The 25,961-nt window shown below is 71.2% G+C and carries 21 protein-coding genes and 4 pseudogenes; 9 read left to right on the plus strand and 16 right to left on the minus strand.

The annotated features are described in order from the left end of the window. Positions 1–3: 3 nt before the first annotated feature. The 4 genes from OJ254_RS28110 (at position 4) to pssA (ending at position 3,403) form a co-directional block, all read left to right on the plus strand. Positions 4–528 carry a MaoC family dehydratase gene (locus OJ254_RS28110; protein ID WP_030412968.1) on the plus strand — a complete coding sequence of 175 codons (525 nt, stop codon included), beginning with the start codon at positions 4–6 and terminating at the stop codon, positions 526–528. Positions 529–533: 5 nt separating this feature from the next. Continuing rightward, the gene (locus tag OJ254_RS28115) at positions 534–1,739 is read left to right on the plus strand and encodes an acyl-CoA dehydrogenase family protein (RefSeq protein WP_265364613.1); all 1,206 of its coding nucleotides are present in this window, start codon (positions 534–536) and stop codon (positions 1,737–1,739) included. A 169-nt stretch (positions 1,740–1,908) separates the two neighbouring features. Further along, positions 1,909–2,556: a phosphatidylserine decarboxylase gene (locus tag OJ254_RS28120; protein WP_030412970.1), complete on the plus strand. Its 648-nt coding sequence runs from the start codon at positions 1,909–1,911 to the stop codon at positions 2,554–2,556. Further along, complete coding sequence (gene pssA / locus OJ254_RS28125; protein ID WP_261954846.1) at positions 2,543–3,403, plus strand: CDP-diacylglycerol--serine O-phosphatidyltransferase; 861 nt, start codon at positions 2,543–2,545, stop codon at positions 3,401–3,403. Before OJ254_RS28120 ends, pssA begins: the two co-directional genes overlap by 14 nt. A gap of 83 nt (positions 3,404–3,486) precedes the next feature. Here the strand turns inward: pssA and OJ254_RS28130 are convergent, their stop codons facing one another. Further along, positions 3,487–4,611: a glycerate kinase gene (locus OJ254_RS28130; protein WP_265364614.1), complete on the minus strand. Its 1,125-nt coding sequence runs from the start codon at positions 4,609–4,611 to the stop codon at positions 3,487–3,489. A 184-nt stretch (positions 4,612–4,795) separates the two neighbouring features. On the opposite strand from OJ254_RS28130, the gene OJ254_RS28135 reads away from it, so the two are divergent. Next, positions 4,796–5,308 (plus strand): NUDIX domain-containing protein, encoded by a 513-nt coding sequence (locus OJ254_RS28135; protein WP_265364615.1) that lies wholly within the window; start codon positions 4,796–4,798, stop codon positions 5,306–5,308. 38 nt (positions 5,309–5,346) lie between these two features. Further along, positions 5,347–6,174: a nucleotidyltransferase domain-containing protein gene (locus OJ254_RS28140; RefSeq protein ID WP_265364616.1), complete on the plus strand. Its 828-nt coding sequence runs from the start codon at positions 5,347–5,349 to the stop codon at positions 6,172–6,174. A 131-nt stretch (positions 6,175–6,305) separates the two neighbouring features. On the opposite strand, the gene OJ254_RS28145 is transcribed toward OJ254_RS28140, so the two are convergent. Next, positions 6,306–6,941 carry an NAD(P)-dependent oxidoreductase gene (locus OJ254_RS28145; RefSeq protein WP_265364617.1) on the minus strand — a complete coding sequence of 212 codons (636 nt, stop codon included), beginning with the start codon at positions 6,939–6,941 and terminating at the stop codon, positions 6,306–6,308. A gap of 193 nt (positions 6,942–7,134) precedes the next feature. Here OJ254_RS28145 and OJ254_RS28150 point away from each other — a divergent pair, with 193 nt between their 5' ends. After that, positions 7,135–7,794 carry a TetR/AcrR family transcriptional regulator gene (locus tag OJ254_RS28150; RefSeq protein ID WP_265364618.1) on the plus strand — a complete coding sequence of 220 codons (660 nt, stop codon included), beginning with the start codon at positions 7,135–7,137 and terminating at the stop codon, positions 7,792–7,794. Positions 7,795–8,074: 280 nt separating this feature from the next. Continuing rightward, positions 8,075–9,238: an IS701 family transposase gene (locus OJ254_RS28155; protein ID WP_265365060.1), complete on the plus strand. Its 1,164-nt coding sequence runs from the start codon at positions 8,075–8,077 to the stop codon at positions 9,236–9,238. 186 nt (positions 9,239–9,424) lie between these two features. Here the strand turns inward: OJ254_RS28155 and OJ254_RS28160 are convergent, their stop codons facing one another. The 8 genes and pseudogenes from OJ254_RS28160 to OJ254_RS28195 form a co-directional block, all read right to left on the minus strand. Further along, the gene (locus OJ254_RS28160; protein WP_341483744.1) at positions 9,425–10,051 is read right to left on the minus strand and encodes a methylated-DNA--[protein]-cysteine S-methyltransferase; all 627 of its coding nucleotides are present in this window, start codon (positions 10,049–10,051) and stop codon (positions 9,425–9,427) included. Then, a pseudogene (locus OJ254_RS28165) lies at positions 9,990–11,461 on the minus strand (AlkA N-terminal domain-containing protein). Before OJ254_RS28165 ends, OJ254_RS28160 begins: the two are co-directional and overlap by 62 nt. Before the next feature lie 186 nt (positions 11,462–11,647). Next, positions 11,648–12,645, minus strand: a pseudogene (pip, locus tag OJ254_RS28170) (prolyl aminopeptidase). A 183-nt stretch (positions 12,646–12,828) separates the two neighbouring features. Further along, positions 12,829–13,275: a hypothetical protein gene (locus tag OJ254_RS28175; protein WP_265364619.1), complete on the minus strand. Its 447-nt coding sequence runs from the start codon at positions 13,273–13,275 to the stop codon at positions 12,829–12,831. 333 nt (positions 13,276–13,608) lie between these two features. Beyond that, the gene (locus OJ254_RS28180; protein ID WP_265364620.1) at positions 13,609–14,145 is read right to left on the minus strand and encodes an O-acetyl-ADP-ribose deacetylase; all 537 of its coding nucleotides are present in this window, start codon (positions 14,143–14,145) and stop codon (positions 13,609–13,611) included. A gap of 31 nt (positions 14,146–14,176) precedes the next feature. Beyond that, entirely contained in the window at positions 14,177–15,598 is a 1,422-nt protein-coding gene (locus OJ254_RS28185; RefSeq protein ID WP_265364621.1) for a phytoene desaturase family protein, read from the minus strand. 40 nt (positions 15,599–15,638) lie between these two features. Next, on the minus strand, positions 15,639–16,472 hold the full coding sequence (locus OJ254_RS28190; protein WP_423836045.1) for an inositol monophosphatase family protein: 834 nt from the start codon (positions 16,470–16,472) through the stop codon (positions 15,639–15,641). Positions 16,473–16,698: 226 nt separating this feature from the next. Then, a pseudogene (locus OJ254_RS28195) lies at positions 16,699–18,559 on the minus strand (gamma-glutamyltransferase family protein). Positions 18,560–18,747: 188 nt separating this feature from the next. Here OJ254_RS28195 and OJ254_RS28200 point away from each other — a divergent pair. After that, a complete protein-coding gene (locus OJ254_RS28200; RefSeq protein WP_265364623.1) occupies positions 18,748–19,515 on the plus strand; it encodes an SIR2 family NAD-dependent protein deacylase in 768 nt (255 codons plus the stop codon). Positions 19,516–19,622: 107 nt separating this feature from the next. Here OJ254_RS28200 and OJ254_RS28205 read toward each other — a convergent pair whose 3' ends face one another. The 6 genes and pseudogenes from OJ254_RS28205 to OJ254_RS28230 form a co-directional block, all read right to left on the minus strand. Further along, the gene (locus OJ254_RS28205) at positions 19,623–20,630 is read right to left on the minus strand and encodes a TIGR03842 family LLM class F420-dependent oxidoreductase (RefSeq protein WP_265364624.1); all 1,008 of its coding nucleotides are present in this window, start codon (positions 20,628–20,630) and stop codon (positions 19,623–19,625) included. An 11-nt stretch (positions 20,631–20,641) separates the two neighbouring features. Beyond that, positions 20,642–21,588 (minus strand): annotated as a pseudogene (locus tag OJ254_RS28210) (amidohydrolase family protein); the annotation flags it as partial. Then, complete coding sequence (locus tag OJ254_RS28215) at positions 21,486–22,373, minus strand: transposase (protein WP_341483745.1); 888 nt, start codon at positions 22,371–22,373, stop codon at positions 21,486–21,488. The pseudogene OJ254_RS28210 and the gene OJ254_RS28215, both read right to left, overlap by 103 nt. After that, positions 22,324–23,607, minus strand: coding sequence for a recombinase family protein (locus OJ254_RS28220; RefSeq protein ID WP_265364625.1), 1,284 nt, complete (start codon positions 23,605–23,607; stop codon positions 22,324–22,326). Before OJ254_RS28220 ends, OJ254_RS28215 begins: the two co-directional genes overlap by 50 nt. 727 nt (positions 23,608–24,334) lie before the next feature. Continuing rightward, on the minus strand, positions 24,335–25,279 hold the full coding sequence (locus OJ254_RS28225) for a TRM11 family SAM-dependent methyltransferase (RefSeq protein ID WP_265364626.1): 945 nt from the start codon (positions 25,277–25,279) through the stop codon (positions 24,335–24,337). A gap of 17 nt (positions 25,280–25,296) precedes the next feature. Beyond that, the gene (locus OJ254_RS28230) at positions 25,297–25,857 is read right to left on the minus strand and encodes a hypothetical protein (RefSeq protein WP_265364627.1); all 561 of its coding nucleotides are present in this window, start codon (positions 25,855–25,857) and stop codon (positions 25,297–25,299) included. Positions 25,858–25,961: the final 104 nt, after the last annotated feature.

Raw genomic sequence — 25,961 nt, forward strand, 5'->3', positions numbered from 1 at the left:
GCGATGCAGTTCGGCCGCACCTATGAAGAGTTCACCGTCGGCGACGTGTACAAGCACTGGCCCGGGAAAACGGTCACCGAATACGACGACCACCTCTTCTGTCTGCTCACGATGAACCATCACCCGCTGCACATGGACAGCAACTACGCGGAGCAGACCACCGACTTCGGCAAGAACGTCGTGGTCGGCAATTACATCTATTCGCTGCTGCTGGGCATGTCGGTGCCGGATGTCTCCGGAAAGGCCATCGCGAATCTCGAGATCGAGTCGCTGAAGCACGTCGCGCCGACCTTCCACGGCGACACGATCTACGGCGAGACCACGGTGCTCGACAAGACGCCCTCGAAGTCGAAGTCGGACCGCGGGATCGTGTACGTGGAAACCAAGGGCTACAAGCAGGACGGCACGCTGGTCTGCATCTTCCGCCGCAAGGTCATGGTCCCCACGGCGACGTACATCAAGGAGCGCGGCGGCGAGCAGCCCGGCCGCCCCGAGCTGGCGGCCCCCGCGGCCAAGAAGGAGAAGTGACCGCCATGACCCGTCTTGCGCAGACCGAGGGCCTGACCGACATCCAGCGGGAAATCCTCTCCACCGTCCGCGACTTCGTGGACAAGGAGATCCTGCCGGTCGCCACGGAGCTGGAACACCGCGACGAATACCCGACGCAGATCGTCGAGGGCCTGAAGGAACTCGGTGTCTTCGGTCTGATGATTCCCGAGGAGTACGGCGGGCTGGGTGAGTCCCTTCTCACGTACGCGTTGACCGTCGAGGAGATCGCCCGCGGCTGGATGAGCGTCTCGGGCATCATCAACACCCACTTCATCGTGGCGTACATGCTCAAGCAGCACGGCACGCAGGAGCAGAAGGACTATTTCCTGCCGAAGATGGCGGCCGGCGAAATCCGGGGCGCCTTCTCGATGTCGGAGCCGGCGCTCGGCTCGGACGTCTCGGCCATTGCCTCCAAGGGTGTCCGGGACGGCGACGATTACGTCCTCAACGGCCAGAAGATGTGGCTCACCAACGGCGGTTCGTCCACGCTCGTGGCGGTGCTGTGCCGGACCGACGAGGGGCACCCGGAGGGCACCGCTCCGCACAAGTCGATGACGACCTTCCTCGTGGAGAAGGAGGCCGGCTTCGGTGAGGTGCGGCCCGGCCTGACCATCCCGGGCAAGATCGACAAGATGGGCTACAAGGGCGTCGACACCACCGAGCTGATCATGGACGGGCTCCGCATCCCGGCCGATCGGGTGCTCGGCGGCCAGACCGGACGTGGCTTCTATCACATGATGGACGGCGTCGAGGTCGGCCGGGTCAACGTCGCCGCGCGTGGCTGCGGCGTCGCCCAGCGCGCCTTCGAGCTGGGCGTTTCGTACGCGCAGCAGCGACACACCTTCGGGAAGCCGATCGCCCAGCACCAGGCGATCCAGTTCAAACTGGCCGAAATGGCAACAAAGGTCGAAGCCGCCCATGCAATGATGGTTAATGCCGCTCGCAAAAAGGACTCCGGTCAGCGAAACGACCTGGAGGCGGGCATGGCGAAGTACCTCGCCTCCGAGTACTGCAAGGAGGTCGTGGAGGACGCGTTCCGCATCCATGGCGGGTACGGCTTCTCCAAGGAATACGAGATCGAGCGCCTCTACCGGGAGGCCCCGATGCTCCTGATCGGTGAAGGTACCGCCGAGATCCAGAAAATGATCATTGGTCGCCGGCTACTGGAGGAGTACCGAATCCAGGCATGAACGTCCGGTTTGGGCTGTTTTGGCCTAGACGAAGATCACACCCCGTCATTGTTCTTCGGCCACGGATTGGCTCTGGCTCTTGGCCAGTTGCCGCTCGCAACCGATAGCATCCGGGAAAGCCGCCGTCCCCCGTATCCCTACGCGGCATCCTCCGCTACGAAGGTCATCCATGCCCCACAGCCAATCCTCTGCACAACGCGGTCGCGTCCGCCTCGCGCGCGGAGCGTCGCCGTGGCTCCTGCCGACCGTTGCCACGGCGGCGGTCAGCCTGGCCCGCTCCCGCCGGTCGGGACGCTGGGCCGCTGTTGCCGTGCCCACCACCGCACTGGCGGCGGGCATGCTGTGGTTCTTCCGCGACCCGGAGCGGGAGATCGCCCAGGGTCGCGTCATCTCTCCGGCCGACGGCGTGGTGCAGAGCATCATGCCGTGGAAGGACGGGCGCACCCGCGTCGCGATCTTCATGAGCCCGCTGAACGTCCACGTCAACCGCGCGCCGCTGGCCGGCACGGTGACGTCCGTGGAGCACATCCCCGGCGGATTCGTTCCGGCGTTCAACAAGGAGAGCGAGAACAACGAGCGGGTCGTCTGGCACTTCGACACCGAGCTCGGCGACATCGAGATGGTGCAGATCGCCGGCGCGGTGGCCCGCCGCATCGTCCCCTACGTGCCCCAGGGCACCAAGGTGGAGCAGGGCGAGCGGATCGGGCTGATCCGCTTCGGCTCGCGCGTCGACGTCTACCTCCCGGCGGGCGTCGAGGTCGCGGTCGAGGTCGGCCAGGCCACCACCGCGGGGGTGACACGTCTTGACCGTGATTGATCCCGAGACACAGGCGGGCTGGGCGCCCGAGACGGACGAGGACGAGGACGACATGCCGCTGTCCACGCGGCTGTCAATAGCGGACACCCTCACCCTCGGTAACGCCATCTGCGGCTTCATGGCGGTGTACTTCACCACCACCGGCGTGCTCATCCCGCACCTCACGGGGACCGAGGACGGCGGGATGGCCCGGCACAGCGCGGCCATGGCCGTGATCCTGATGCTGTTCGCGTCGGTCTTCGACCTCTTCGACGGGCTGGTGGCGCGCAAGCTGCGGGCCTCGGCGATGGGGGCCGAGCTCGACAACCTCTCCGACCTGATCAGCTTCGGGCTGGCGCCCGCGTACTTCGTCGTGACGTGGGGCATGGTCGCCCAGGACGCGCACCAGCGGGTGTCGGTGGTCGCGGCGGTGGTGGTGCTGCTGGCGGTGGTGCTGCGGCTGGCGCGGTTCTCCTGCGTCACCCTGCGCGACGGCATCTTCCAGGGCATGCCGAGTCCGTTCGGCGCCCTTACCGTCGTCGCCATCGTGCTGCTGGAGCTGCCGTTCCTGCCGACGCTGCTGGCGATCATCGGGGTGGCCTGGCTGATGGTGAGCCGGGTCGAGTACCCCAAGCCGCGGGGCCGGCTCGCGGTGGCGATGCTCAGCTGGATCGTGCTCAGCATGGGCATGCTCGCGGCCTGGGCGCTGGACGCGCCCGGCGGCCAGCTGCTGCTGCAGACCGGCTGCTCGCTGCAGATCGTCCTCGGTGCCATGATCCCGGTCTTCGCCACGGCGCGCCGGGTCAACACCTTCCGCGACAACCGCCGCGAGTCCCGCGCCGAGTCGCGGGCCGCGCAGCTCCGCTAGCGGGCGCCGCACCTTCGCACCGAACGCCGGGAGCCCCGGGCGAACCTTCGCCCGGGGCTCCCGGCGTTCTCGCGTGCCGCGGGTCAGAGAAGGAAGTCGCGGGCGAGGTTCTCCGCCGCCCGCTCCAGCAGCGGGCCCGCCTCCGCCATGCAGCGGGCCGGGTCGGACTCCAGGTCGGTCAGCGCGTAGGCCCGCTGAATACCGGCCCGGGTGAGGGCCTCCTGCGGCAGCTGGAGCCGGCCGCAGACCGCGACCACGTCCAGGCCCGCCGCCCGGGCCGCGGCGGCGACACCGGCCGGGGCCTTGCCGTGCAGGGTCTGCTCGTCCAGCGAGCCCTCGCCGGTGATCACGAACGTGGCGCGGGCCAGCGCCGGCGCGAAGCCGAGCACCTCCAGCATCACGTCGATACCGGCCCGGAACGTCGCGTCCAGGCCGACCAGCGCGCCGTAGCCGATCCCGCCCGCCGCGCCCGCGCCGGGCGCCAGTGCGTACTCGGCGGCCTTGGGGCCGACCGCCCGCTCCAGTACCTGGGCGTAGTGCGCGAGCGCCGCGTCCAGCGCGGCGACGTCCTGCTCACCGGCGCCCTTCTGCGGGCCGTAGACCGCCGGGGCGCCCTTGGGGCCGGTGAGCGGATTGTCCACGTCGCTGGCGAGCACGACCTCGGTCCCGGCCAGCCGGGGGTCCAGGCCCGACAGGTCGGCCGTGGCCAGCTCGCGCAGCGGGCCGCCGCCGGGGGCGACCGGATTGCCGTCCGCGTCCAGGAACCGGGCGCCCAGCGCCGCGAGCATGCCCGCGCCGCCGTCGGTCGTGGCGCTGCCGCCGACGCCGAAGACGATCGTGGTCGCGCCCGCGTCCAGGGCCGCGAGCAGCAGTTCGCCGGTGCCGTACGTGGTGGCCGTCAGGGGCGCGAAGACGCCCTCCGGGAGGTGCTGGAGGCCGGACGCCTCCGCCATCTCCACCACCGCGGTGCCGTCCTCGCGCAGCGCGAAGGTGGCCGTCACCGGGGTGCCGGTGGGGCCGGTGACCCGCGCCTCATGGCGGGTGAAGCCGGCCGCGAGCGCCGCGGCGACGGTCCCGTCACCGCCGTCCGCGACCGGGACGGCCGCCACGTCCAGACCGGGGACCACGCGCCGCAGACCGGCCGTGACGTGCTCGGCGACCTGGACGGCCGTGAGCGAACCCTTGAACTTGTCCGCGGCGATCAGCACATGTGCTGTGTTTGTCCTTGCTGCGTCCGCCACCGTGTTTCCCCTTGCTTTCGAACTGGCAGTCGCGCCGCTGTGACCTTATCCGGCGCGCGGCGATGCGAACAGGGCACTCCGGTACGCGGACGCTTCGAGCGCCCCGGAATGCGCCTCGAAGATCCCCCGGGCAGGCTCTAGGCTCGCGCCCGTGACGACCTTGGATTACGCCGCTTACATCGCCGGCCTGCCCCGTGTGATCGCGGGCGCCGGCGCCCTCTTCCGTGACGCGCAGGGCCGCATCCTGCTCGTGGAGCCCAACTACCGCGACACCTGGATCCTGCCGGGCGGCACCGTCGAGTCGGACGTCGGCGAGTCGCCGCGCCAGGCCGCCCGCCGCGAGACCGCCGAGGAGATCGGCCTGGACGTCGAGCTGGGCCCGCTGCTCGCCGTCGACTGGGTCCGCGGGCAGGGGCGGCCGCCGCTGGTGTCGTATCTCTTCGACGGCGGGGTGCTGGACGCGGACCGGTTCGCCGCGATCCGGCTCCAGGAGGAGGAGCTGCTGTCCTGGCGCCTGGTCGACTGGGAGGAGGCCCGGACCCTGGTCAGCCAGGAGATGGCGCTGCGCATCGGCGCGGCCCTGAAGGCCCTCGCGGACGGCCGCGGCCCGGCGGAACTGGAGGACGGCGTCCCGCCCGCGGGAGCGGCCGCCGCCCGGAAATGACGTGAGCGCCGGCCGCCCGTCTGCCTAGGGTGGCCGGCATGGATGAGATCGCCGCGGAGATCGCGCGGGTGCCGGGAGTGGTCGGGGTGATGCTCGGGGGGAGCCGGGCACGGGGGACGCATCGGGCGGACTCCGACTGGGACCTGGGGGTGTACTACCGCGGCGAGCTGGATCTGGCGGGGCTGGAAGCGCTGGCCGCCGAGGTGACCGGCGGGCCGGTCGAGGTGTTCGGTCCGGGGGCGTGGGGCCCGTGGGTGAACGGCGGGGCCTGGCTCGTCCTGCCCGACGGCCGGCACGTGGACTGGATCCTGCGCGACCTCGACCGGGTGCGGCGGGTCTGGAAGGACTGCCGGGCGGGCCGCTACGAGACCGGTGTGCAGCCCGGTCATCCGCTCGGGTTCTGGTCGCCCGCGTACGCGGGCGAGGTGGCGCTGGGCCGGGTGCTCGCCGACACCGACGGGGAGCTGTCCGCCCTCAAGGAGGAGGCCCGCGCCTACCCTCCCGCGCTGCGGACGTCCCTGACCGGCGCTGCCGTCTGGGACGCCGGGTTCTCGGTGGCGATGGCGGGCAAGTCGTCCGCGGCGCAGGACGTGCTGCACGCGGCCCTGTGCCTGTCCCGGGCGATCGGCCAGCTCGTCCAGGCCCTGTACGCGCACCACGGCGCCTGGTGCCTCAACGAGAAGGGCGCCCTCGCCGCCGTTGCGGCCCTGCCGGACACCCCACCCGGTTTCGCCGACCGCGCCACCGCCCTGCTCGCCCGCCTCGGTCGTACGGGAGACGAGCTGCGGCGCTCGCTGGCGGAGGCGGAACGGCTGGTGGACGAGGTGCGGGACGTGGTGGGGGCGGAGCCTCCGGGGCGCGGGTGAGGGGTGGGGGCGCGGCCGCGTCTCCGGTGCGCGGGAGGGGGCGCGGCCGCGTCGCCGGGGCACGGTTAAGGGGCGCGGCCGCGTCTCCCGGGTGCGGGTGAGCCCTCGGCGGGAGCCGTACGGGCCCGCGGTCAGCGGCTGACGCCGACGGCGTGCCCGTAGGTGCGGGGGTCGGTGACGAGGTCGAGCATGGCCCGGGCCACGTCGGCACGGGCGATGACGGAACCGGCCGGTCCGGCCTCGACCGCGTGGCGGTAGCGGCCCTCACCGGGGGTGTCGAGCAGCCGGGGCGGGCGGACCGCGGTCCAGTCGAGTCCGCTGTCGCGCAGCACCGCCTCCATCCGCGTCAGGTCCGTGTAGACCTCCTTGAGGACCGCCCACAGCAGGGGCCCGAACACCCGGTGGCTGAGGAACGGCTGACCGGCGCCGGTGCGGTTGAGCGGGCCCGCGCTGACCACCAGGAGGCGCCGTACGCCGGTGGCGGTCATCGCCTCGACCACGGCCCGCGCCGAGGTGGACGCCGGGCGCAGCGGATCGTGCCGGCCGGCCTGGCCGATGCCGGAGAGGACCGAGTCGGAGCCGTCGACCACGGTCTTGACGGAGGCGGCGTCCAGCGGGTCGGTGCGGACGACCGTCAGCCGCTCATGGCGTTCGGTCAGCTTCTCCGGGCTGCGCAGCGCGGCGGTCACCTCGTGGCCGTCGGCCAGGGCGTGGGTGACGAGCTGCCGGCCGACGCCGCCGGAGGCACCGAGCACGGTGAGTTTCATGGTCCCTCCCGGGACGAGGTAGGGCTGCGGAACGAGCAGGAGAGCGGGATGGAGAGCGGGCACGAGAGCGGGCAGGAGAGCGGGCACGAGTGGGACGCACATCCGCCCGTGGTGAGTGACACGCGAGGGTGAGTGAGCACTCACCCACCAGAGTGAGTGAGTATTCACCCACCTGTCAAGGTAGGCTCGGCCCATGACCTCCGACGCCGCCGCTCCCCTGACCGGAGGCGCGCTGACGCGCTCCCGCATCCTCGACGCCGCCGCCGCGCTGATGACGACCGTGGGCCTGACCCGTACGACGACGAAGCAGATCGCCCGGGAGGCCGGCTGCTCCGAGGCGGCGCTCTACAAGCACTTCCGCAACAAGGAAGAGATCTTCGTCCGGGTGCTGCACGAGCGCGCGCCGCGGTTCTCGGACGCGCTGCGGCGGCTGCCGGACGCCGTCGGGGACGACCGCGGCCCGGCCCGGCACCTGGAGGAGGTGGCGCTGACGGCCCTGCACTTCTACCGGCGCTCGTTCCCGATCGCCGCCTCGCTCTTCGCCAGCCCCGAGCTGCTGGACACCCACCGGCGCAAGCTGGACGAACTGGGCACCGACGGGCCGCAGAACGCCGTCCAGCATCTGGCCGCCTACCTGACAGCCGAGCAGAAGCTGGGCCGGATCACCTCCGGCGTCGACCCGCACGCGGCGGCCACACTGCTCGTCGGCGCCTGCTTCCACCGCGCCTTCCTCGACCTGTTCTTCGACGCCAAGGCGCCCGCCGGCGCACTACTCCCCGAAGACGAGCGGGAGTTCGCGACCGAAACGGTCCGCGCACTGCTGGAGGGCCTCCGGCCACCGGGGGCACCGTAGGGAGCGCTGCAGGACTCCCTACGGGGTGCACCGTCGGGAACGCCGCCGGGTATGCCGTAGGGACCCGCGTGCACCGTAAGGTCCGCCACCGGGTGCACCGTCGGGAACGCCGCCACGGGAATGCGCCGCGCCCCCACCGCGTTGGGGCCCCGCAGGGGGCGCCTGCGGTCCCTAGGTGATCTGTTCGCCCGCCCCCTAATACTGCAACCGCATGTGGTGTGACCGTGTGGGCTGGGGCTCGTTGGTGTGACTGTGTGAGAAGTCGCTGACGGTTGAGCAGATCGAGTCGTGGTCCGAGGGAATAGCGGATTTGCATGCCCGCATCGGGCATCGTTTCGGCAGGTCAGAGCCACGAGACCGGGCCTTGGACTACCTGCGGGGCCTCCTGGCCCCTTTGGAGAGGAAGAACGGCTGGACGCTGGCCGAGCAGGTCGGCCAGCTCCGCCCGGACGGCGTCCAGCGGCTGCTGAACCATTCGGACTGGGACGAGAACGCCGTCCGTGACGATGTCCGCGACTTCGTCGTGGAAACCATCGGGACCAAGGACGGGATCCTCATCGGCGACGACACCGGCTTTGTGAAGAAGGGCACCAAGTCTGCCGGGGTCCAGCGGCAGTACTCCGGCACCGCCGGACGCAGGGAGAACTGCCAGGTCGGCACGTTCTTGGCCTATGCCTCCACCCGGGGGCGGGCGTTGATCGACCGCGAGCTGTATCTGCCCGCCTCCTGGACGGACGACCGCGCCCGGTGCCGGGCGGCCAAGATCGGCGACGAGGTGCCCTTCGCCACCAAGATCGAGCATCTGAAGTGGATGCTGCAACGCGCCCTGGACGCGGCCGTGCCCTTCGCCTGGGTCACCACCGACGAGGCCTACGGACAAGTCCGCCATTTTCGGTCCTGGCTGGAAGAACGCAAGGTGGCTTATGTGGTGGCCACCAAGGTCAACGACACGGTGACCGGTCTCGACGGCTGGCAGTACCGGGTCGACGAGCTGATCGCCACCCGCCCGAAGCAGGCATGGAAACCGCTCTCGGCGGGAGCCGGCGCCCACGGCCAGAGGATCTATCACTGGGCCCGCGCCGCCCTCAGGCCGCGACAGGAGAACGGGTTCGGGCACTGGGTGCTGGCCCGCCGCAACATCAGCAACCCTGCCGACATCGCCTACTACGTCTGCTTCGGACCGGTCTCTACGCGTCTGAAAGACCTGGTCAAGGTGGCTGGAGCGCGGTGGGCGGTGGAGGAGTGCTTCCAGAGCGCCAAGGGCGAGTGCGGCCTGGATCACTACCAGGTGCGGCACTACCGGGCCTGGTACCGGCACATCACCCTGGCCATGGCGGCCCTGGCCTACCTGACCGCCGTCCGCGCAACACAAGCCGCAAAAGGGGCAGCGGATGCGACGAACACGACCTCGTACCCCTCAGCGTCCCCGAAATCCGCCGCCTGATCGGGCACCTCGCCCGCACACCCCACTGTCACACCAACGAACACCGTCTGCACTGGTCACACTTCCGCAGACACAGCCAAGCCCGAGCCCGCCACAGCCACTACCAACACCGCGGCCACACACCCCACATGCGGTTGCAGTACTAACTAAGGCCCCGTCACCCTCCCGGGCCCGCCCCGACCCCCGTCAGCCGCAGGCCGCCTCCGGGAAGAGCCCCTCCTCCGCCCGTTCGAAAGTCAGCAGCCGTCGCTTGCGGTCCAGGCCGCCGCCGTAGCCGGTCAGGCTGCCGTCGGAGCCGACCACACGGTGGCAGGGGACGATGATGCCGACCGGGTTGCGCCCGTTGGCGAGGCCGACCGCGCGGGCCGCGCCGGGCGTGCCGAGCAGCGCGGCGAGCTGCCCGTACGTCCGGGTCTCCCCGTAGGGGATCGTGCACAGTACCGCCCAGACGCGCCGTTGGAACGGCGTACCGCGCAGCGCCAGCGGCAGGTCGAAGGTGGTCAGCTCACCGCGGAAGTACGCGCGGAGCTGGGCGGCGGCCGCGGCGAACGGCGGGTCGTCGGGGTCCGCCGGCGCGCCGAAGGTCTCCTGGGGCGGGCGGTGACGCTGGTCGGTCATGTAGAGGCCGGTGAGGGCGTCGCCGGCGGCGACGAGGGTGAGCGGGCCCACCGGGGTGTCGTCGAGGACGGTGTGGGTCAGGGGCGCGTCGGGCGCGGGGGCGTGCACGGTCATGGCAGTCATGGCAGTGGGCTCAGTCCGTCGGGAGGTGGTTGATGGGGTGGTCGTCGGTCGCCCAGAGGTACTGGACGGCATAGGCGCGCCAGGGCCGCCAGATCGCGGAGTGCCGGATGAGGGCGGCCGGAGTGTGCGGCAGGCCCAGGCCGGCGGCGGCGCGGCGCAGGCCGAGGTCGGTGGGGTGAAGGCATCCGGGTCGCCGAGCGCGCGCATGGCGATGCATTCGACGGTCCACGGGCCGACGCCGGGCAGCGCGGCGAGCCGGGCGCGGGCCTCCTCGCGGTCGCTGCCGACGCCGAGTTGGAGCTCCCCGGAGGCGAGCGCGGCGATGACGCCGAGGAGGGTGGCCCGGCGGGTCCGCGGCATGGCCAGCGCCTCCGGGTCCAGTCCGGCGAGCGCGGTGGCGGGCGGGAAGAGGTGGGTCAGCCCGCCGCCCGGATCCTCGACCGGGGTGCCGTGCGCGCGGACCAGCCGTCCGGCGTGCGTACGGGCGGCCGCGGTGGAGACCTGCTGGCCGAGGACCGCACGGACGGCGAACTCGTCGGCGTCGACGGTCCGCGGCACCCGGCGGCCGGGGGCCTTGTCGACCAGTGGCGCCAGCCCGGGGTCCTCGCGCAGCAGCCCGTCGACGGCCTCCGGGTCCGCGTCGAGGTCGAGCAGCCGGCGGCAGCGGGCGATGGCGCCGGCCAGGTCGCGCAGATCGGTGAGGGCGAGCCGGCAGTCGATGTGGTCGGGGCGGGGCGCGAGGGCGACGATGCCGTGCCCGTAGGGGAGGCGCAGGGTGCGGCGGTAGGCACCGTCGCGCCACTCCTCGACTCCCGGTACGGCGGTGGCGGCGAGGTGCCCGAAGAGGTTGTCGGGGTTGAGCGGGCGACGGAACGGCAGCCGCAGCGCGAGCGTGCCCGGGACGACCGCCCGGCGGTCCGGCCGGGCGCGCTGCCGCAGTTCGGTCGGGGCCAGCGCGAAGACCTCCCGGACCGTCTCGTTGAAGCTGCGGATGCTGGCGAATCCGGCGGCGAAGGCGACCTCGGCCATCGGCAGCTGCGTCGTCTCCACCAGCAGCCGGGCGGTCTGCGCCCGCTGGGCCCGGGCCAGGGCGAGCGGCCCGGCACCCAGCTCGGCGAGCAGCTGCCGTTCGATCTGCCGGGTGCTGTAGCCGAGCCGGGACGCGAGGCCGGGGACGCCCTCGCGGTCGACGATGCCGTCGGCGATCAGCCGCATGGCGCGGGCGACGAGGTCGGCCCGCTCGTCCCACTGCGGCGACCCCGGGCTGGCGTCCGGCCGGCAGCGCTTGCAGGCCCGGAAACCGGCCTGCTGCGCCGCGGCCGCGCTCGGGTAGAAGCGCATGTTCCGGGGCTTGGGCGGCACCACGGGACAGCTGGGCCGGCAGTAGATGCGGGTGGTGAGCACGGCCGTGTAGAACCACCCGTCGAAGCGGGCGTCCTTGGACTGAACGGCGCGCACACAGCGCTGGGTGTCGGTGTGCATGCCTTCAGGATTCCGCAGCGAGGAGTCCCGGGCTGGCGGAAATCCGACATCAACGTCGGGCTACCAGGACCGCCGCAGATCGCCCCTCGCCCCTCGCGGAACCCCGCGCGGCTCCGGCCCACCGCGCGAAGCGAGCGGGATTGACCGGGCGAAGGCATCGGGCCCCACCGCGCGAACGATCGGGCCTCACCGCGCGAAACCGTCCAGCGCCCCGATCACCTCGTCTCGGGTCCGTCCGCTCCCCTTGTGCCCGGCGTCGTCGATCACGATCAGCCGGGCGTCGGTCCAGGTCCGGGACAGCTCCCAGGCGGTGTCCAGCGGACTGCTCAGGTCCTGGCGGCCGTGGATGAGCACCCCGGGGATGCCCGCGAGCCGCCCCGCCTCGCGCAGCAGGACGCCCTCCGCCAGCCACGCACCGTGCGAGAAGTAGTGCGCGCAGATCCGGACCAGCGCCAGCCGCGCCGCCGAGGGCCGGTCCCCGTAAGGGTTGGCGGAACCGTGCGGCTCCATGGAGAGCACCGCGTCCTCCCAGGCACACCAGCCCGCGGCGGCGCGCTCCCGTACACCCGGATCGGGATCGTCCATCAGCCGCGCATACGCCGCGACCAGATCCCCGCCCCCGGCACCCGCCGCCTCCGCCCGGTCCGCGCGCCGCGCTCCCCGCGTCGCGCCGTCCCGGAAGCGTTCCCACGCCTCGGGGAAGAACCGGCCGACGCCCCGGTACAGCCAGTCGGTCTCCGAGCGCCGGGTCGTGGTGACGCCCGGGATGACGATCTCCGAGACCCGCTCCGGGTGCCGTTCTGCGTACGCCAGGATCAGCGTGGAACCCCATGACCCGCCGAACAGCAGCCAGCGCTCGATGCCCAGGTGCCGGCGGAGCCGTTCCATGTCGGCGAGCAGATGGGGGTGGTGTTGTGCCGCAGGTCCGTCGCCGGGCCGGCGGCGTGCGGGGTGGAACGCCCGCACCCGCGCTGGTCGAAGAGCACCACCCGATAGCGGTCCGGGTCGAAGTACTGGCGCGCCCGGGCCTTGCACCCGGAACCCGGCCCGCCGTGGACGACCAGCGCGGGCTTCCCCCGCGGGTTGCCGCACGCCTCCCAGTACACGAGGTTGCCGTCGCCGACGTCGAGCATCCCGGCATCGTAGGGCTCGATGGGCGGATACAGGTCGCTCGCGGAACGCATGGCGTCACGCTATCGAGCCCATCCTGGCGTCCAACACCCGGCGCCGCCACGGTTGTCGAGCCGTTCGTTGTCTGGCGACACGTCAAGTTCCCCGAGTGAAAGGCCAGTTATGCAGGCGGGGCGAAGCCGTGCTGTTACACGAGGTGGTCAGAGTCCGTGCCAGTCACGGGAGGTGACACCCCGTCAGTTCCAAAGTCGGCTGGTGACGACGCTGGGTGTGGCAGCCGGCCGGTCGGCGGGGTAGGTCAGGGTGATCCGGGTGTAGTGCCACTGACCGGGGTGGCCTGGGCGGCGTTGTGGTTGGTCGAGGCGCACATGGACGCGGTAGCCGTGGAAGTGGCCCGCCGCACAGTAGGGGCGGCAGTCGTTGACCATGTCCCGCCCCTCGGCCTCCGCCACCCGCGGCTGCCACCGTGACCAGCGAAGTGACGTCAGGACGTTGTTGCCGTCGCCGCACGCGAGCATGAAGGTGCCCGGGCGGACCTGCGGTTTCTCGGTGCAGTCGACGACTGCCGTACCGGGCCGCGTCCGTGGCGCCGACGAGGCGGAGACCGGCGCCGACACGGTAGCTGCCGCGACTGCTGCCCCGACACAGGCCAGAAAGGTGGTTTTCGCACGCTGAGCTCGCATACCCGCTCCTCGACCGCTTCGTATGCGTACGCACCGGCTGCGACGCGGGGCCCGGCATACGGTCGGCAATCGGTCGGCAGCCGGCGATCCCGCGGGGCGGTCGTGCTCTTCCTTCGCCACGCTACGACCGGGACGCGGGGCGACGCCACTCCAGAAGGTCACAAACGTGCAACACGGAAAATACGCGCAATGCGGGGCATCGCCGGATGTACGAGAGCGGGAGGAGCGTGCGGCGTGCGCGGGGCCAAGTCCCGCTGGTCGCCCGGGCTTTGCGCGGACGCCCGGCCCGTTTCTTCACCCGACCGCGCGGCCGCCCCGTCTTCGCGTACCCGGTCAGTGCACCTGCGCGGCGAACGCCGCGTACGCCTGCTCGTCGAAGAGGACGAACCGCACCTCTTCCACCGCGGTCCGTGTGCTCCGCACCGTTTCCACCGCGATCCGGGCGGCGTCCTCGATCGGCCATCCGTAGACGCCGGTGGAGATGGCCGGGAAGGCGACCGTGCGGGCGCCCAGTTCGTCGGCCACCCGGAGCGATTCACGGTGGCAGGAGGCCAGCAGGTCGCTGCGGTCCTCGGACGCGGAGTGGACCGGGCCGACGGTGTGGATGACCCAGCGGGCGGGCAGTCGGCCGGCGGTGGTGGCGACGGCCTGGCCGGTGGGCAGGCCGCGGCCGTAGTGGGAGGCGCGCAGGGCGCGGCACTCGGTCAGGATGTCCGGGCCGCCCCGCCGGTGGATGGCGCCGTCCACTCCCCCGCCGCCGAGCAGTGAGGAGTTGGCGGCGTTCACCACGGCGTCGACGGCCTGTTCGGTGATGTCGCCCTGGACGAGGGTGAGGCGGGGGGCGCTGGCTGCGGGGCGGTCGGAGCTCATGGGGCGAGCGTACGGCGCGGAGTGGCCCGGGTCAGTGACGGTTCGCGCGGAGGCGGCGCCAGACCGCCTTGGCGGCGTAGTGGCCCGACATGCCGTGGACACCGGGGCCGGGCGGGGTGGCCTGGGAGCAGAGGTAGACCGCGGGGTGGGCGGTCTCGTAAGGGATGCGGGCGAGCTTGGGGCGGATGAGCAGGCGCAGGCCGGCCGCGGAGCCGGTGGCCGTGTCGCCGCCGACGTAGTTGGCGTTGCGGGCGGCGATCTCCGGCGGGCCGGCGACCGCGCGGGCCAGCACGAGGTCGCGGAAGCCGGGGGCGAAACGTTCGATCTGCCGCTCGACGAGCTCCGTGGCGTCGCCCTCCCAGCCGTTGGGGACATGGCCGTACGCCCAGAAGACGTGCTTGCCCTCGGGGGCGCGGGTGTCGTCGATCAGGCTGGGCTGCGCGGTGATCAGGAACGGGACGGACGGGTCCTGGCCGTGGACGGCGGCACTGAGCGCGGCGCCGATCTCGGTGCTGGTGGGGCCGATGTGGACGGTGCCGGCCCGGCGGGCGGCCGGGGCCGTCCACGGCACCGGCTCCGCCATGGCGTAATCGATCTTGAAGACGCTGGGGCCGTACGTGACGTCGCGGTAGGCGTTGCCCAGGCCGGCGATCCGGGCCAGCGCGGTCGGCGAGGTGTCGAAGACGTACGCTCGGGCCGGCGGCAGGTCGTCCAGGCGCTTGACCTCGAAGTCGGTGTGCACCGCCCCGCCGTGCGCCCGCAGCAGCCCGGCCAGCGCGTCGGAGATGGCCTGCGAGCCGCCGCGCGCCACCGGCCAGCCGTTGGCGTGCGCGGCGAGCGCGAACATCAGGGCGATGCCGGAGGTCCCCAGCCCGCCGAGCGGCGAGATGGCGTGCGCCGCGAGGCCGGCCATCAGGGCGCGGGCCTTCTCGCCCTGGAAGCGGCGGTTGAGGAGGGTGACCGGCTGCGCGGCGACCAGGCCGAAGCGGGCGTAGGTCAGCGGGTCGGAGGGGACCCCGAGCCACTGCGTCCGCAGGAAGTCCTGGGCCATCGCGTCCCACCGGCCGATGAACGGCGCCACCAGCCGGCGGTACGCGCCGGCGTCGCGCGGGCCGAACGACATCGCGGTCTCGCCGACGGAGTGCGCGAGCACCGCCGCCGTACCGTCCGGGAACGGGTGCGCCATCGGCAGCTCGGGGTGCACCCATTCCAGGCCGTAGCGGTCCAGTGGCATCTTCGTGAAGGCCGGCGAGCCGGCGCCGGTCGGGTGCACCGCCGAGCAGGGGTCGTGGCGGAAACCGGGGAGGGTCAGCTCCTCCGTACGGGCGCCGCCGCCGATGGTGTCGCGGGCCTCGAAGACCTCGACGGACATTCCCCGCCGGGCCAGTTCGACGGCCGCCGTCAGGCCGTTGGGTCCTGCCCCGATCACCACGGCATCGAGCATCCTCGGCACCTGCGCCACTCCCCTCACGTCCGACCCTCGTCGGTGAGGATCAGTTGGCGGCTGCCAGCAGTCCGAGGATACGCCGCGCGGTTTCGGCGTCCCGGGCCGCGGTGAAGGGCAGCGCATTGCCGCCGGTTATCCGGAACGGCTGGCCGGTGACCGTACCGCTGGCGCCGCCCGCCTCGTGGACCAGCAGCAGCCCGGCGGCGTGGTCCCAGGCGTTCTCCCAGCTGAAGGCCGTGGCGTCGAGGTCACCGCGGGCTACGTGGAGATACTCAAGGCCCGCCGAACCGCAGGGCCGGGGGGCGATCCCGCCGGTGTCGAGGGCGGCCAGCACCCGCTTCTGGTCGTTGTCGGTGAAGTCGTAGTGGGACGTCGCCACGTCCAGGATCGCGTCCGGGGCGGGGCTGCCGGTGCGCAGCGGGACGCCGTTCAGCTCGGCGCCGGCGCCGCGGCGGGCGACTGCCATCAGGCCGAGCGCGGGGGCGTACGTCCAGGAGGCGAGCACCTCTCCGCGGTGGGCGAGCGCGACGAGGGTGGCGAAGCCGGGGTCGCCGTGGACGAACTGGCGGGTGCCGTCGACCGGGTCGACGATCCAGACGGGGGCGTCGCCGTGCAGGGCGTCGAGCACGCCCGGGTCGGCGTGCACCGCCTCCTCGCCGACCACCCGGGAGCCGGGCAGCAGGGCGGTCAGGGCGGCGGTCAGGTGCTCCTCGGCGCGCCGGTCGGCGATGGTGACGAGGTCGTGCGGGCCGTTCTTCTCGACGATGTCCTCGACGGCGAGCTGCCGGAAGCGGGGCATGACCTCGTCGGCCGCGGCACGGCGGACGGCGGCGTCGACGGCCGCCAGGTCCAGCCCGGACAGGTCCGGTGAGAGGGTCATGGGTCCGCCTGCCGCATCGGCGATACCGGCGACCCCGGCATCGGTGACATCGACATCGGTGACATCGGTGACGTTCGCGACGGCAGCGGCATCGGTGATGTTCGTGGTGTCTCCCGGTTCTTGGGTACGAAGTGCTTCGATCATGTGTCCATCGAACCACGAGCCACTGACACAGCAGCCTGCCGCGAGATGAACTCCGGGTGCCACGGGGTGTACGACCAGGTGCTCAGCGCCCGACCGCGTACCCCTGCATCCCGCGCGGGTTCGCCGCCGCGGACAGCACCCCGGTCTCCGGGTCCCGCGCCACCGCGCACAGCCGCCCCTCGGACCACGCGTCGCCGACCGTGACCAGGTGCCCGCGCCGCCGCAGCGCCTCGACGGTCGCCGTGCCGATCCGGGATTCCACGGTCACGCTTCCCGGCCGCATGCCGCGCGGGAAGAAGGACCCCGGGAAGGAGTCGTTGTGCCAGTTCGGGGCGTCGATGGCGCCCTGCAGGTCGGGGCCGCCGCGGACCTGCGGGCGCAGCGCCACCGCCAGGAAGAAGTGCAGCTGCCACTGGTCCTGCTGATCGCCGCCCGGTGTGCCGAAGGCCATCACCGGCACGCCGTCGCGCAGCGCCAGGGAGGGGGTGAGGGTGGTGCGGGGGCGGCGCCCCGGGGTGAGCGAGTTCGGCAGGCCCTCCTCCAGCCAGGCCATCTGCAGCCGGGTGCCGAGCGGGAAGCCGAGGGCCGGGACGACGGGGTTGGACTGCAGCCAGCCGCCCGAGGGGTGGCGGAGACGAGGTTGCCCCAGCGGTCGGCGACGTCGAGATGGCAGGTGTCGCCCCGGGTGGCGCCCCTGCGGTCCACCTCGGGCGCGACGTCCGCGGGCACCCGGCCTCCCACGGTCGGCTCGCCCGCCCCGCTCACGGAGAGGCCACTGACGGTCCCGGAGCCGCCGGCCCGTCGCCGTACCCGTCCTCGCCGGCCGCCACCGCCGTCGCGTGCTTGCTGAGCCGCGGCGCACGGCCGTCCGGGCTGCCGGGCCGCAGCTCGTACGAGGCGTGCTCGCCGATGAGGGCCCGGCGGGCGGCGTTGTACCCGGCGCCGAGCAGGGTGCCGAGCGGCACCTCGTCCGCGTCGCCGTACCAGGCTTCCCGGTCCGCCATCGCCAGCTTGCAGCCCTCGATGAGCAGATGGACGTACTCGGGGCTGCCGTACGCGGGCAACTCGTCGGGGAGCAGGGCGAGTTGCTGGAGGAAGGCGGGCCCCTGCGACCAGCCGCCCGCTTTGGCCACGGTCCAGCCGTTCCAGTCGTGGGTGACCGGCGCCTCGTACCTGGCGGCGAAGGCGGCCAGGTCGTCGCCGGTGAGGGTGCCGGCGTGCCGTTCGCCGGTGGTGTCCATGGCCGGGCGGGCCGCGAAGTCGGCGAGGGCCACGCCGATGAAGCCCTCGCGCCAGATACGGCGGGCCGCCTCGATCTGCGCCTCGCGCCCGGCCGAGGCGGCCTCGGCCTCCGCGATGAGCCGCCGCCAGGTGGCGCCCAGCGGCCGGTTCCTGAGCAGACCGCCCGGGGCGGGCGCCTTTCCACCGGGCAGGTAGATCTCGGCGGACGACGTCCACTCCGTCTCGAAGAGTTCCCGGACGGCTTCGACGGTGTGGCCGATCCGCTCGACGGCGGGGTGCCCGTGCTCGGCGTAGCCGAGGGCGTACCGCAAAACCTCGGCGAGCGACTTGGTGCCGTGGTCGCGGAGCAGCAGCATCCAGGCGTCGAAGGCCCCGGGGACGGCGGCGGCGAGCGGCCCGGTGCCCGGTACGAGCGCCAGCCCCAGCGAGGTGTAGTGCGCCACGCTCGCCCCGGCCGGTGCCGGTCCCTGCCCGCACAGCACGCGCACCGGCCCGCCGGCGGGCGCCAGCAGGATCGGCACCTCGCCCGCCGGCCCGTTCAGATGCGGCTCGACGACCTGCAGTACGAACCCGGCCGCCACCGCCGCGTCGAAGGCGTTGCCGCCGTCCTCCAGCACCGCCATCGCCGACTGCGAGGCCAGCCAGTGCGTGCTGGAGACCATCCCGAAAGTGCCCTGAAGGGTGGGCCGGGTGCTGAACACGTCGCCGCGACTCCTCTTCTCTCGCACGTCCCGCGGACCCGCGCCGCCCCTGCCCGGCCGGAGCCCGCCCGCACCGACGCCGCCGATCCGTACCCCGCCCACTCTCTCCCCCATGCCCGCGCACGGAACACCCCCGCCCCACCCTCAATTCCCTCGCCGACGGGCGGCCCCCTGCGTACCCTCGGCCCATGAGCAGTGGTGGTGCAGGGGGCGGGGGCCGGGGGCGGCGGGTGCTGGTCGGGATCTTGAGCGGGGCGGGGATTTCCACGGATTCGGGGATTCCGGACTACCGGGGGCCGAACGGGCTCTGGCGGCGGAATCCGGAGGCCGAGAAGCTCGTGACGTACGACGCGTACATGGGCGATCCGGAGATCCGACGGCGGTCGTGGCAGATGCGGCGGGAGAGTCCGGCGTTCCGGGCGAAGCCGAATGCGGCGCACGAGGCGGTGGCCCGTCTCGAACGGTCGGGGACGCCGGTGCGGGTGATCACACAGAACGTGGACGGCCTGCACCAGCTCGCGGGCGTACCCGAGCGCAAGGTGCTGGAGCTGCACGGCACGGTGCGGGCGGTGACGTGTACGCGGTGTCATGCGCGGTCCTCGATGGCGGACGCGCTGGCGCGGGTGACGGCCGGTGAGCCCGATCCGGACTGTCTGGTGTGCGGCGGGATCCTGAAGTCGGCGACGGTGATGTTCGGCGAGCGGCTGGATCCGCAGGTGCTGGGCACGGCGCTGGGCGTGGCCAAGGCCGCCGAGGTGTTCATCGCCGTCGGGACCACGCTCCAGGTCCAGCCGGCGGCCTCGCTCGCCGGGGTCGCGGCGGAGCACGGGGCGCGCCTGATCATCGTCAACGCCGAGCCGACGCCGTACGACCCGCTCGCGGACGAGGTCATCCGTGAGCCGATCGGAACGGCGCTGCCCAGGTTGCTGGCGGGGCTGGCGGAGCCGGCGGAGTAGGGCGGCGGCGGAAGCGACGACGGCAGGAGCTGGCCGGGGCGCGGGAGTCGGCCGAGGGGAAGTCCAGCTCGGTGCAGTGGCGGGCACGGGTGCCCTGAGGCACGCCGTTACGACTCGGTGAGCGCCGGGATGATGTCCGTCCCGTAGGCGTCGAGGGTGGCTTCCTTGGCGTCGTGCATGGCGTAGACGGCGAACTGGTCGACGCCCAGGGCCTTGAGTGCCCGGAGCTTGTCGCGGTGGGCGGCGGGCGGGCCGAGGAGGCAGAAGCGGTCGACGATGGTGTCGGGGACGAAGGCGGTGTCGGGGTTGTCGGCGCGGCCGTGGTGGGCGTAGTCGTAGCCCGTGCGGGCCTTGATGTAGTCGGTCAGTTCGTCGGGGACCATGCCGGAGTGCTCGCCGTAGCGGGCGACGAGGTCGGCGACGTGGTTGCCGACCATGCCGCCGAACCAGCGGCACTGCTCGCGGGCGTGGTCGAGGTCCTCGCCCACGTAGGCGGGGGCGGCGACGCAGATCGTAACGGCGGCCGGGTCGCGGCCGGCGTCCACCGCGGCCTGGCGCACCGCCTTGATCATCCACTCGGTGAGGAAGGGGTCGGCGAGCTGGAGGATGAAGCCGTCGGCCAGCCGGCCCGCCATGGCCAGGGCCTTCGGGCCGTACGCGGCCATCCACACCGGGAGGCGGCCGCCCCGGATCCACGGGATGCGGACGAGGTGGCCGCCGCCCAGGTCCGCCTCGCGGCCCTCGGCCAGGTCGCGGATGATGCCGATCGATTCCCCCAGCCGGGCCAGCGTGTTGGGCCGCCGGCCGGCCACCCGCATCGCGGAGTCGCCGCGCCCGATGCCGCAGACGGTGCGGTTGCCGTACATCTCGTTGAGGGTGGCGAAGGTGGAGGCGGTGACCTCGGGGGCACGGGTCGAGGGGTTGGTGACCATCGGGCCGACGATCAGCCGGTCGGTGTGTTCCAGGATCCGGCTGTAGAGCACGAACGGTTCCTGCCACAGGACGACCGAGTCGAAGGTCCAGCCGTAGCGGAAGCCGTTGCGCTCGGCGCGCCGCATCAGGGACACGACGGCGGAGGAGGGCGGGTCGGCCTGCAGGACAACTCCGAAGTCCACGGCGGCGCTCCTTAGATGAGGTACTGGCACGTGCCACGCGGGATGTACTGGCCGTGTCCCGCGTGTCCGGTGAACTCCCGGCGGTCGATGACGAGTTCGCCGCGCGAGAGGACCGTCTCGACCCGTCCGGTGAGCTGTTTGCCCTCGTAGGCCGAGTAGTCGACGTTCATGTGGTGGGTCCGGGCGGAGACCGTCTGCTCGGCCGCGGGGTCGTAGATGACGAGGTCGGCGTCGGCACCGGGGGCGATGGTGCCCTTCTTCGGGTAGAGGCCGAACATCCTGGCCGGGGTGGCGCAGGCGATCTCGATCCAGCGGCGGCGGCTGATCCGGCCCTCGACGACGCCCTGGTGGAGGAGGTCCATCCGGTTCTCGATGCCCGGCATACCGTTGGGGATCTTGGTGAAGTCGCCGCGGCCGAGTTCCTTCTGGCCCTTGAAGCAGAACGGGCAGTGGTCGGTGGAGACCACCTGGAGGTCGTTGGTACGCAGGCCCCGCCAGAGCGCCGCCTGGTGCTCGCGCGGCCGCAGCGGCGTGGAGCAGACGTACTTGGCGCCCTCGAAGTCCGGCTCGGCGAGGTTGTCGGTGGACAGGAACAGGTACTGCGGACAGGTCTCGCCGAAGACGTTCAGCCCCTTGTCGCGGGCCTGGGTGATCTCGGCGACGGCCTCCTCGGCGGAGACGTGGACGACGTAGAGCGGGCGCCGGCGACCCGGGCGAGCTGGATGGTGCGGTGGGTGGCCTCGGCCTCCAGCAGGACGTGCCGGACCTCGCCGTGGTAGCGCGGGTCGGTCCGGCCGGCGGCCAGCGCCTGTTCGGCCAGTACGTCGATGGCGATGCCGTTCTCGGCGTGCATCATCACCAGCCCGCCGTTGTCGGCGCAGCGCTGCATGGCGCGCAGGATCTGCCCGTCGTCGCTGTAGAAGACGCCCGGGTAGGCGGTGAAGAGCTTGAAAAACGTGCGGCTGTGCCGCCGCGTGTCGTCTGGCGGCCCACTCCTGTGGTGTCGAATTCCTTCCCAAGAGGCTCCGGCGGGGTGCACAGGCGCGGGTCGAAGGTGCCCGTGATGTGGAGATCCGGCAGCTTGTAGAGCGGGGGGACAGGAGTACCCGCATAGTCGCCCAGTGCGTCTACCGCCTTCTCCCATGCCCCCATCTTGAGGTACGCCAGGGCACGTTGATAGATGGCCTGCGGGCGCTGCCCCTGGGTGATGCTCTCCGGCAGGTCCGTCCACGGCAAGCCGTGTCGAACCTTGTGCAGCGAAGCCTCGAAGGCGACGCGCGGTGGAACAACTCTCGACTGCTTCTTCGGCCGCGGGAAGTGGATTTCGATGTGCGACCACTGCTCGTCGGTGAGCGGCGGGGGAACGAGGCGTTGGTTGTCGCTGAACCAGGCTTCGAAGGGGCACCCCTTGTTACGAAGGTTGCCGGGGACATCGCTGGTCACCTCCACTCGGACATCGAGGAGATCGAGGAGCTCGTCCTTCTTGTCGAGCGGCAGGTTGTCCAGCTGCGGGCGCATCTTCAGAGCGAGTTCCAGGACTTCCTTCGCTCGGTCTTCCTGCTGCTGAGCCTCAAGGAGCCACTCCACGGTGTCGTCGCGCATCACACGGAGGTGCTGCTCCTTCTCCCTGATCTCCTCCTTCACCTCCGCGATGGCCGCTTGGAGGTCCGCTTCCGTTGCGGTGTCGTCGCCTTCATCGGCAGCCACCACAGCTGCGAGTGCGACGAGCTTCTTCTTGCGCATGCGACGGTTTCTCTTCGATCTGGGAATCCAAATCCGCGATGCGCTCACGATACGCCTCGACCCTGTTCGGGACGTCTCCCAGCCATTCTTCGGCGAGCCCCTTGAGTTTCTCCTGGTCTCCGAGAATCTTCGTGATCTCCGCCCATACCGCGTCTTCGAGCGGTCCGGCCAAGATCTCTTGGCAGCTGCACGGGTTCGTGGCGCGGTGACCGGTACAGCGATAGGTGGCTCGATCGCGAGTCTCGCGGTACGTGCCCACATAGTGGTGTCCGCACCGCCCGTGGACCCGGTGGGTCAGGAGGTATCCCTTTTCCGTGGTCTTGCGGAAAGAGCGGCACGTAAGGGCGCTGCGTACCTGCTCGACTCGTTCGGCCGGCAATGGAACAGGGACGGGGATGCGAACGGTTTCTCCGTAGAACGGCTGGCCATCGGGCCCACGCCGGACTGCGCTGCCTCGGGGATGCTCGGTGTTGCGGTAGATGATGTAGCCATCGAGTGCTGTCTGACCAAAAGTGCGGATCAGATTGGCGCCGGCCCACGGGAGACCGCGCGCCGTGGTGAAACCGAGCGCGTTGAGGCCCCTTGCCGCCTGTTCAGCACTGCGGCGTTCGTCCGCGATGAGGCGTGCCGCCGCCTCCAGCAGTCGCACACCTTCTTCGCGGAGCGTCGGCGGCTCCTTCGATCCTTTGCCCGCGGGTTCGAGCCAGAACGGGAGCATGCCTCCCGGCCAGCCTCCAGCCGACAGCTTCTTCTCGCGGCCGCCCATGGTGCGATCGAGGATCATCGCATGTTCGAGTTCGGCCATGTAAGCGAGGAGGCTGAGTTGGATGCCGAACATCTCATCGTCGCTGTCGATACGGCCGTCGGCGGTGGCGACGCGTACGTCCTGGTCGGTGGTGTCATAGACCCAGCGGTGGATGTCCTTCATCGTCCGCCCGATACGGTCGAGTTTCCCGACCACGACGAGATCGAAGCGTCCTGCCGAGATATCGGAGTTGAGGGCGTTCAGGTCGTGCCGTTGAGTCAGCTTTCCCGATACGCCGCCATCCGTGTACACCTCAATTACATACTTCCCCTTCCCGATCTTGTAGTCGAGCCACGCTTTGCACTCATCCAGCTGGACTTCGAGGCCATACCCTTTGAGCTGTTTGACTGTAGAGACTCGTAGGTAAACAGCAACCCGGACAAGCCCATCGGTGCACTGGCTGGCACGAGCCACAGTACGTCGATGCATATCGTTCTCCTGGGTGCAGAAATCCCCAACCCACTATTACCGGCGGGACGAACCACGCAGCCACACCCTATTAGAGGAAATGAAGAGAGCCACTATCCTTCAATTTCCTCATTTGGCGCCGCACATTCTCTTTCGGGGTTCGCAAAAAGAATTGACGCCAATCGCATGCGTGTTGTCGGGCCGAAGGTGCGCGGTGTCCAGCTCACGGTGATGACCTGTCGGTGCGCATCAACGGACGTGCGGGGAGGTAGCTCGTCCACCGCGCCCTGGCCGCCACCACATCCCACCTGGCCCGCGCGTGGCACGTCTTCTCCCGTTGGCGATTCTGTTTGACCTTGGGTGTCCGGCTGGCCACTGCGGTGCGCACAGTCAGAGGAAGCGGTGCGCGGGTATTCCTTCTCTGCAATGCCATCGAGACCGTTATCGCGAGCGGCGTGATGAGACTCGGTCGGGAGGGTCATCGGTGCACTCCTAGATGAGCGTCCCGGCATAGCTGGGCTAGGGACGTGCTCGCGCCGAATGGCGGGCACGGGAGTCCCGTGGTGAGCACGTCGATGGGTTCGACCCCTCGGAGGTCCGCTGCGTGTGGGGTCCGGGGCCGGTTCCGGGCCGATACGGCACTGGCAAGCCGATCAGTCTGAGCGCACCAGGCAACGCGGTCCCCCGCACATGCCGGCCACCAACGTTCAGGCCGGCGGTGGTGCGGAGGGCGCCGCTGACGGGAGGGTCACTGACACCCATGCCGACACCGCTGGGTGCAGGTTCGGGAGCGGAAGGCCGGCGCAGGCGTCGGCCCGTTGCTGTTCGTGGAGGGCGGCTTGCGGAGGCATCCCCCTGACCGGGTGAAGATCAGAACATCCTCGTGCTGGACGACGGAGAGAGGGATGCCTCGTCGGCGGGCGTCGCGAACGTTCTTCATCTGGAAGAACGAGGGGCGGGTGACGAGGCGGCCGTTGCGGATGCCGGCAAGGAGGGCGACGCACCGTTCGGTGGGGGTGAGGCCGGCGGCTTTGCCGGCGGCGATGACAGCGGAGGGCAGGTCGATGAGTTCGCCGCGCTCCCGCCATGGGCGGGTGGTGACGACAGCCTTACCGCCGGGACGCAGCATGGTGCGGCATTGGACGAGGATTTCGGTGAAGGCGTCGAGGAGGTGGGCGGTGGGGACGTGGGCAAGGTTGGCGGGATCGTGGCTGTAGCGGAAGTCCTTCTTCACCACGCCGCGTTCGCCGGTCTCTCTGGTGGAGCGGACTTGCCCGTGGACGCTGGGCCCGTAGGGCGGTGAGGTGACCACGAGATTCACCTCACCGTGCAGTGTGGTGGGGATGACCTCGGTGAGTCTGCGGGCGTCGGCACAGCGGACGGTGCTAGTGCACTTACCTTCTGCGTCGCTGGCGAAGGTGGCGTTGCGTGAGGCGAGGTTGGCCCACTTCGGTTCGTACTCGATGCCGATGGCGTTGCGGCCGAGGTGGAGGGCTTCGACGAGGGTGGTGCCGATGCCGCACATCGGGTCGAGGACCAGGTCGCCAGGCTTGGTGTACGTGGCGATGGCGTGGGCGGCGATGCCGGGGTGCATCTTGGCGGGGTGGGCTGCCGAGCCGGGGACGTAGCGGTCCTTGCGTTGGGCGGGGGCGGACGTTGGGGCGGTGTTCCACACCGAGTCGGAATGGGGCACGGTGACTCCTCGGGGGCTCAGGCGTGGTGGATCGCGGTAAGGACGATCAGGTCGCTGTGGGTGACTCCCGGGCTGGCGTCGCTGGGAGGGGCGGCCACAAGTTGGTCTCCGGCGGGGTGGGTGTGGGCGACGATGATGTGCTGCAGGTAGCGGAAGCCGGCGGTGCGTGCGCAGGCGATGAGCGAGCCGAGCGGGTCGGTGAGGCCTACGTTGTCGTCCCGGTGCTGGCGGGTTGCCAGCAGCAGCACTCCGTCGGAAGGCAGGAGACGGTGCGCTCGGTGGAAGAAGCCGGACCAGCCCTCTTCCATGGCTCCGGGCATCTCGCTGGCGGCCCCGCCGGTGAGGTTGTCGGTGCGAGCGGGGAGGACGTCGGGGTGGAACTCGGCAAGCAGCATGGTCATCCTGCTCGGTGCCCCGTTGCCATAGGTGACCAGGTTGGCGCGGGCATCCATGCCCGGTCCGGTGTCCGGGATGGAGATTTTGAGCAGGGCGGCGGGCGGCTGGTCCGGGTGGTGAGTGAACTCGGTGCGGATCTGCTCAATTGCCCAGTTGGGCAGCACGGCGCCGGGTGCAGGCACGGTGTCCGGCTGGTCGGGGGCGGGGAGCCAGACCGTGGTCGGCAGGGGGCGAGCGGTGTGGCGACGACGGGCGGTGCCTTGAGCACGGCGGTGAGTGGAAGACA

The organism is Streptomyces endophytica (genome assembly GCF_026153355.1).
In the GTDB taxonomy this organism is placed as follows: domain Bacteria; phylum Actinomycetota; class Actinomycetes; order Streptomycetales; family Streptomycetaceae; genus Streptomyces; species Streptomyces endophytica.

Excerpts from the sequence above, each read along its gene's own strand:
- OJ254_RS28110 (WP_030412968.1), top strand. The coding sequence starts at position 4 with ATGCAGTTCGGCCGCACCTATGAAGAGTTCACCGTCGGCGACGTGTAC.
- OJ254_RS28115 (WP_265364613.1), top strand. The coding sequence starts at position 534 with ATGACCCGTCTTGCGCAGACCGAGGGCCTGACCGACATCCAGCGGGAA.
- OJ254_RS28120 (WP_030412970.1), top strand. The coding sequence starts at position 1,909 with ATGCCCCACAGCCAATCCTCTGCACAACGCGGTCGCGTCCGCCTCGCG.
- OJ254_RS28140 (WP_265364616.1), top strand. The coding sequence starts at position 5,347 with ATGGATGAGATCGCCGCGGAGATCGCGCGGGTGCCGGGAGTGGTCGGG.
- OJ254_RS28145 (WP_265364617.1), bottom strand. The coding sequence starts at position 6,941 with ATGAAACTCACCGTGCTCGGTGCCTCCGGCGGCGTCGGCCGGCAGCTC.
- OJ254_RS28150 (WP_265364618.1), top strand. The coding sequence starts at position 7,135 with ATGACCTCCGACGCCGCCGCTCCCCTGACCGGAGGCGCGCTGACGCGC.
- OJ254_RS28160 (WP_341483744.1), bottom strand. The coding sequence starts at position 10,051 with ATGCCGTCCAGTACCTCTGGGCGACCGACGACCACCCCATCAACCACC.
- OJ254_RS28175 (WP_265364619.1), bottom strand. The coding sequence starts at position 13,275 with ATGCGAGCTCAGCGTGCGAAAACCACCTTTCTGGCCTGTGTCGGGGCA.
- OJ254_RS28180 (WP_265364620.1), bottom strand. The coding sequence starts at position 14,145 with ATGAGCTCCGACCGCCCCGCAGCCAGCGCCCCCCGCCTCACCCTCGTC.
- OJ254_RS28190 (WP_423836045.1), bottom strand. The coding sequence starts at position 16,472 with ATGACCCTCTCACCGGACCTGTCCGGGCTGGACCTGGCGGCCGTCGAC.
- OJ254_RS28200 (WP_265364623.1), top strand. The coding sequence starts at position 18,748 with ATGAGCAGTGGTGGTGCAGGGGGCGGGGGCCGGGGGCGGCGGGTGCTG.
- OJ254_RS28215 (WP_341483745.1), bottom strand. The coding sequence starts at position 22,373 with ATGCGCAAGAAGAAGCTCGTCGCACTCGCAGCTGTGGTGGCTGCCGAT.
- OJ254_RS28220 (WP_265364625.1), bottom strand. The coding sequence starts at position 23,607 with ATGCATCGACGTACTGTGGCTCGTGCCAGCCAGTGCACCGATGGGCTT.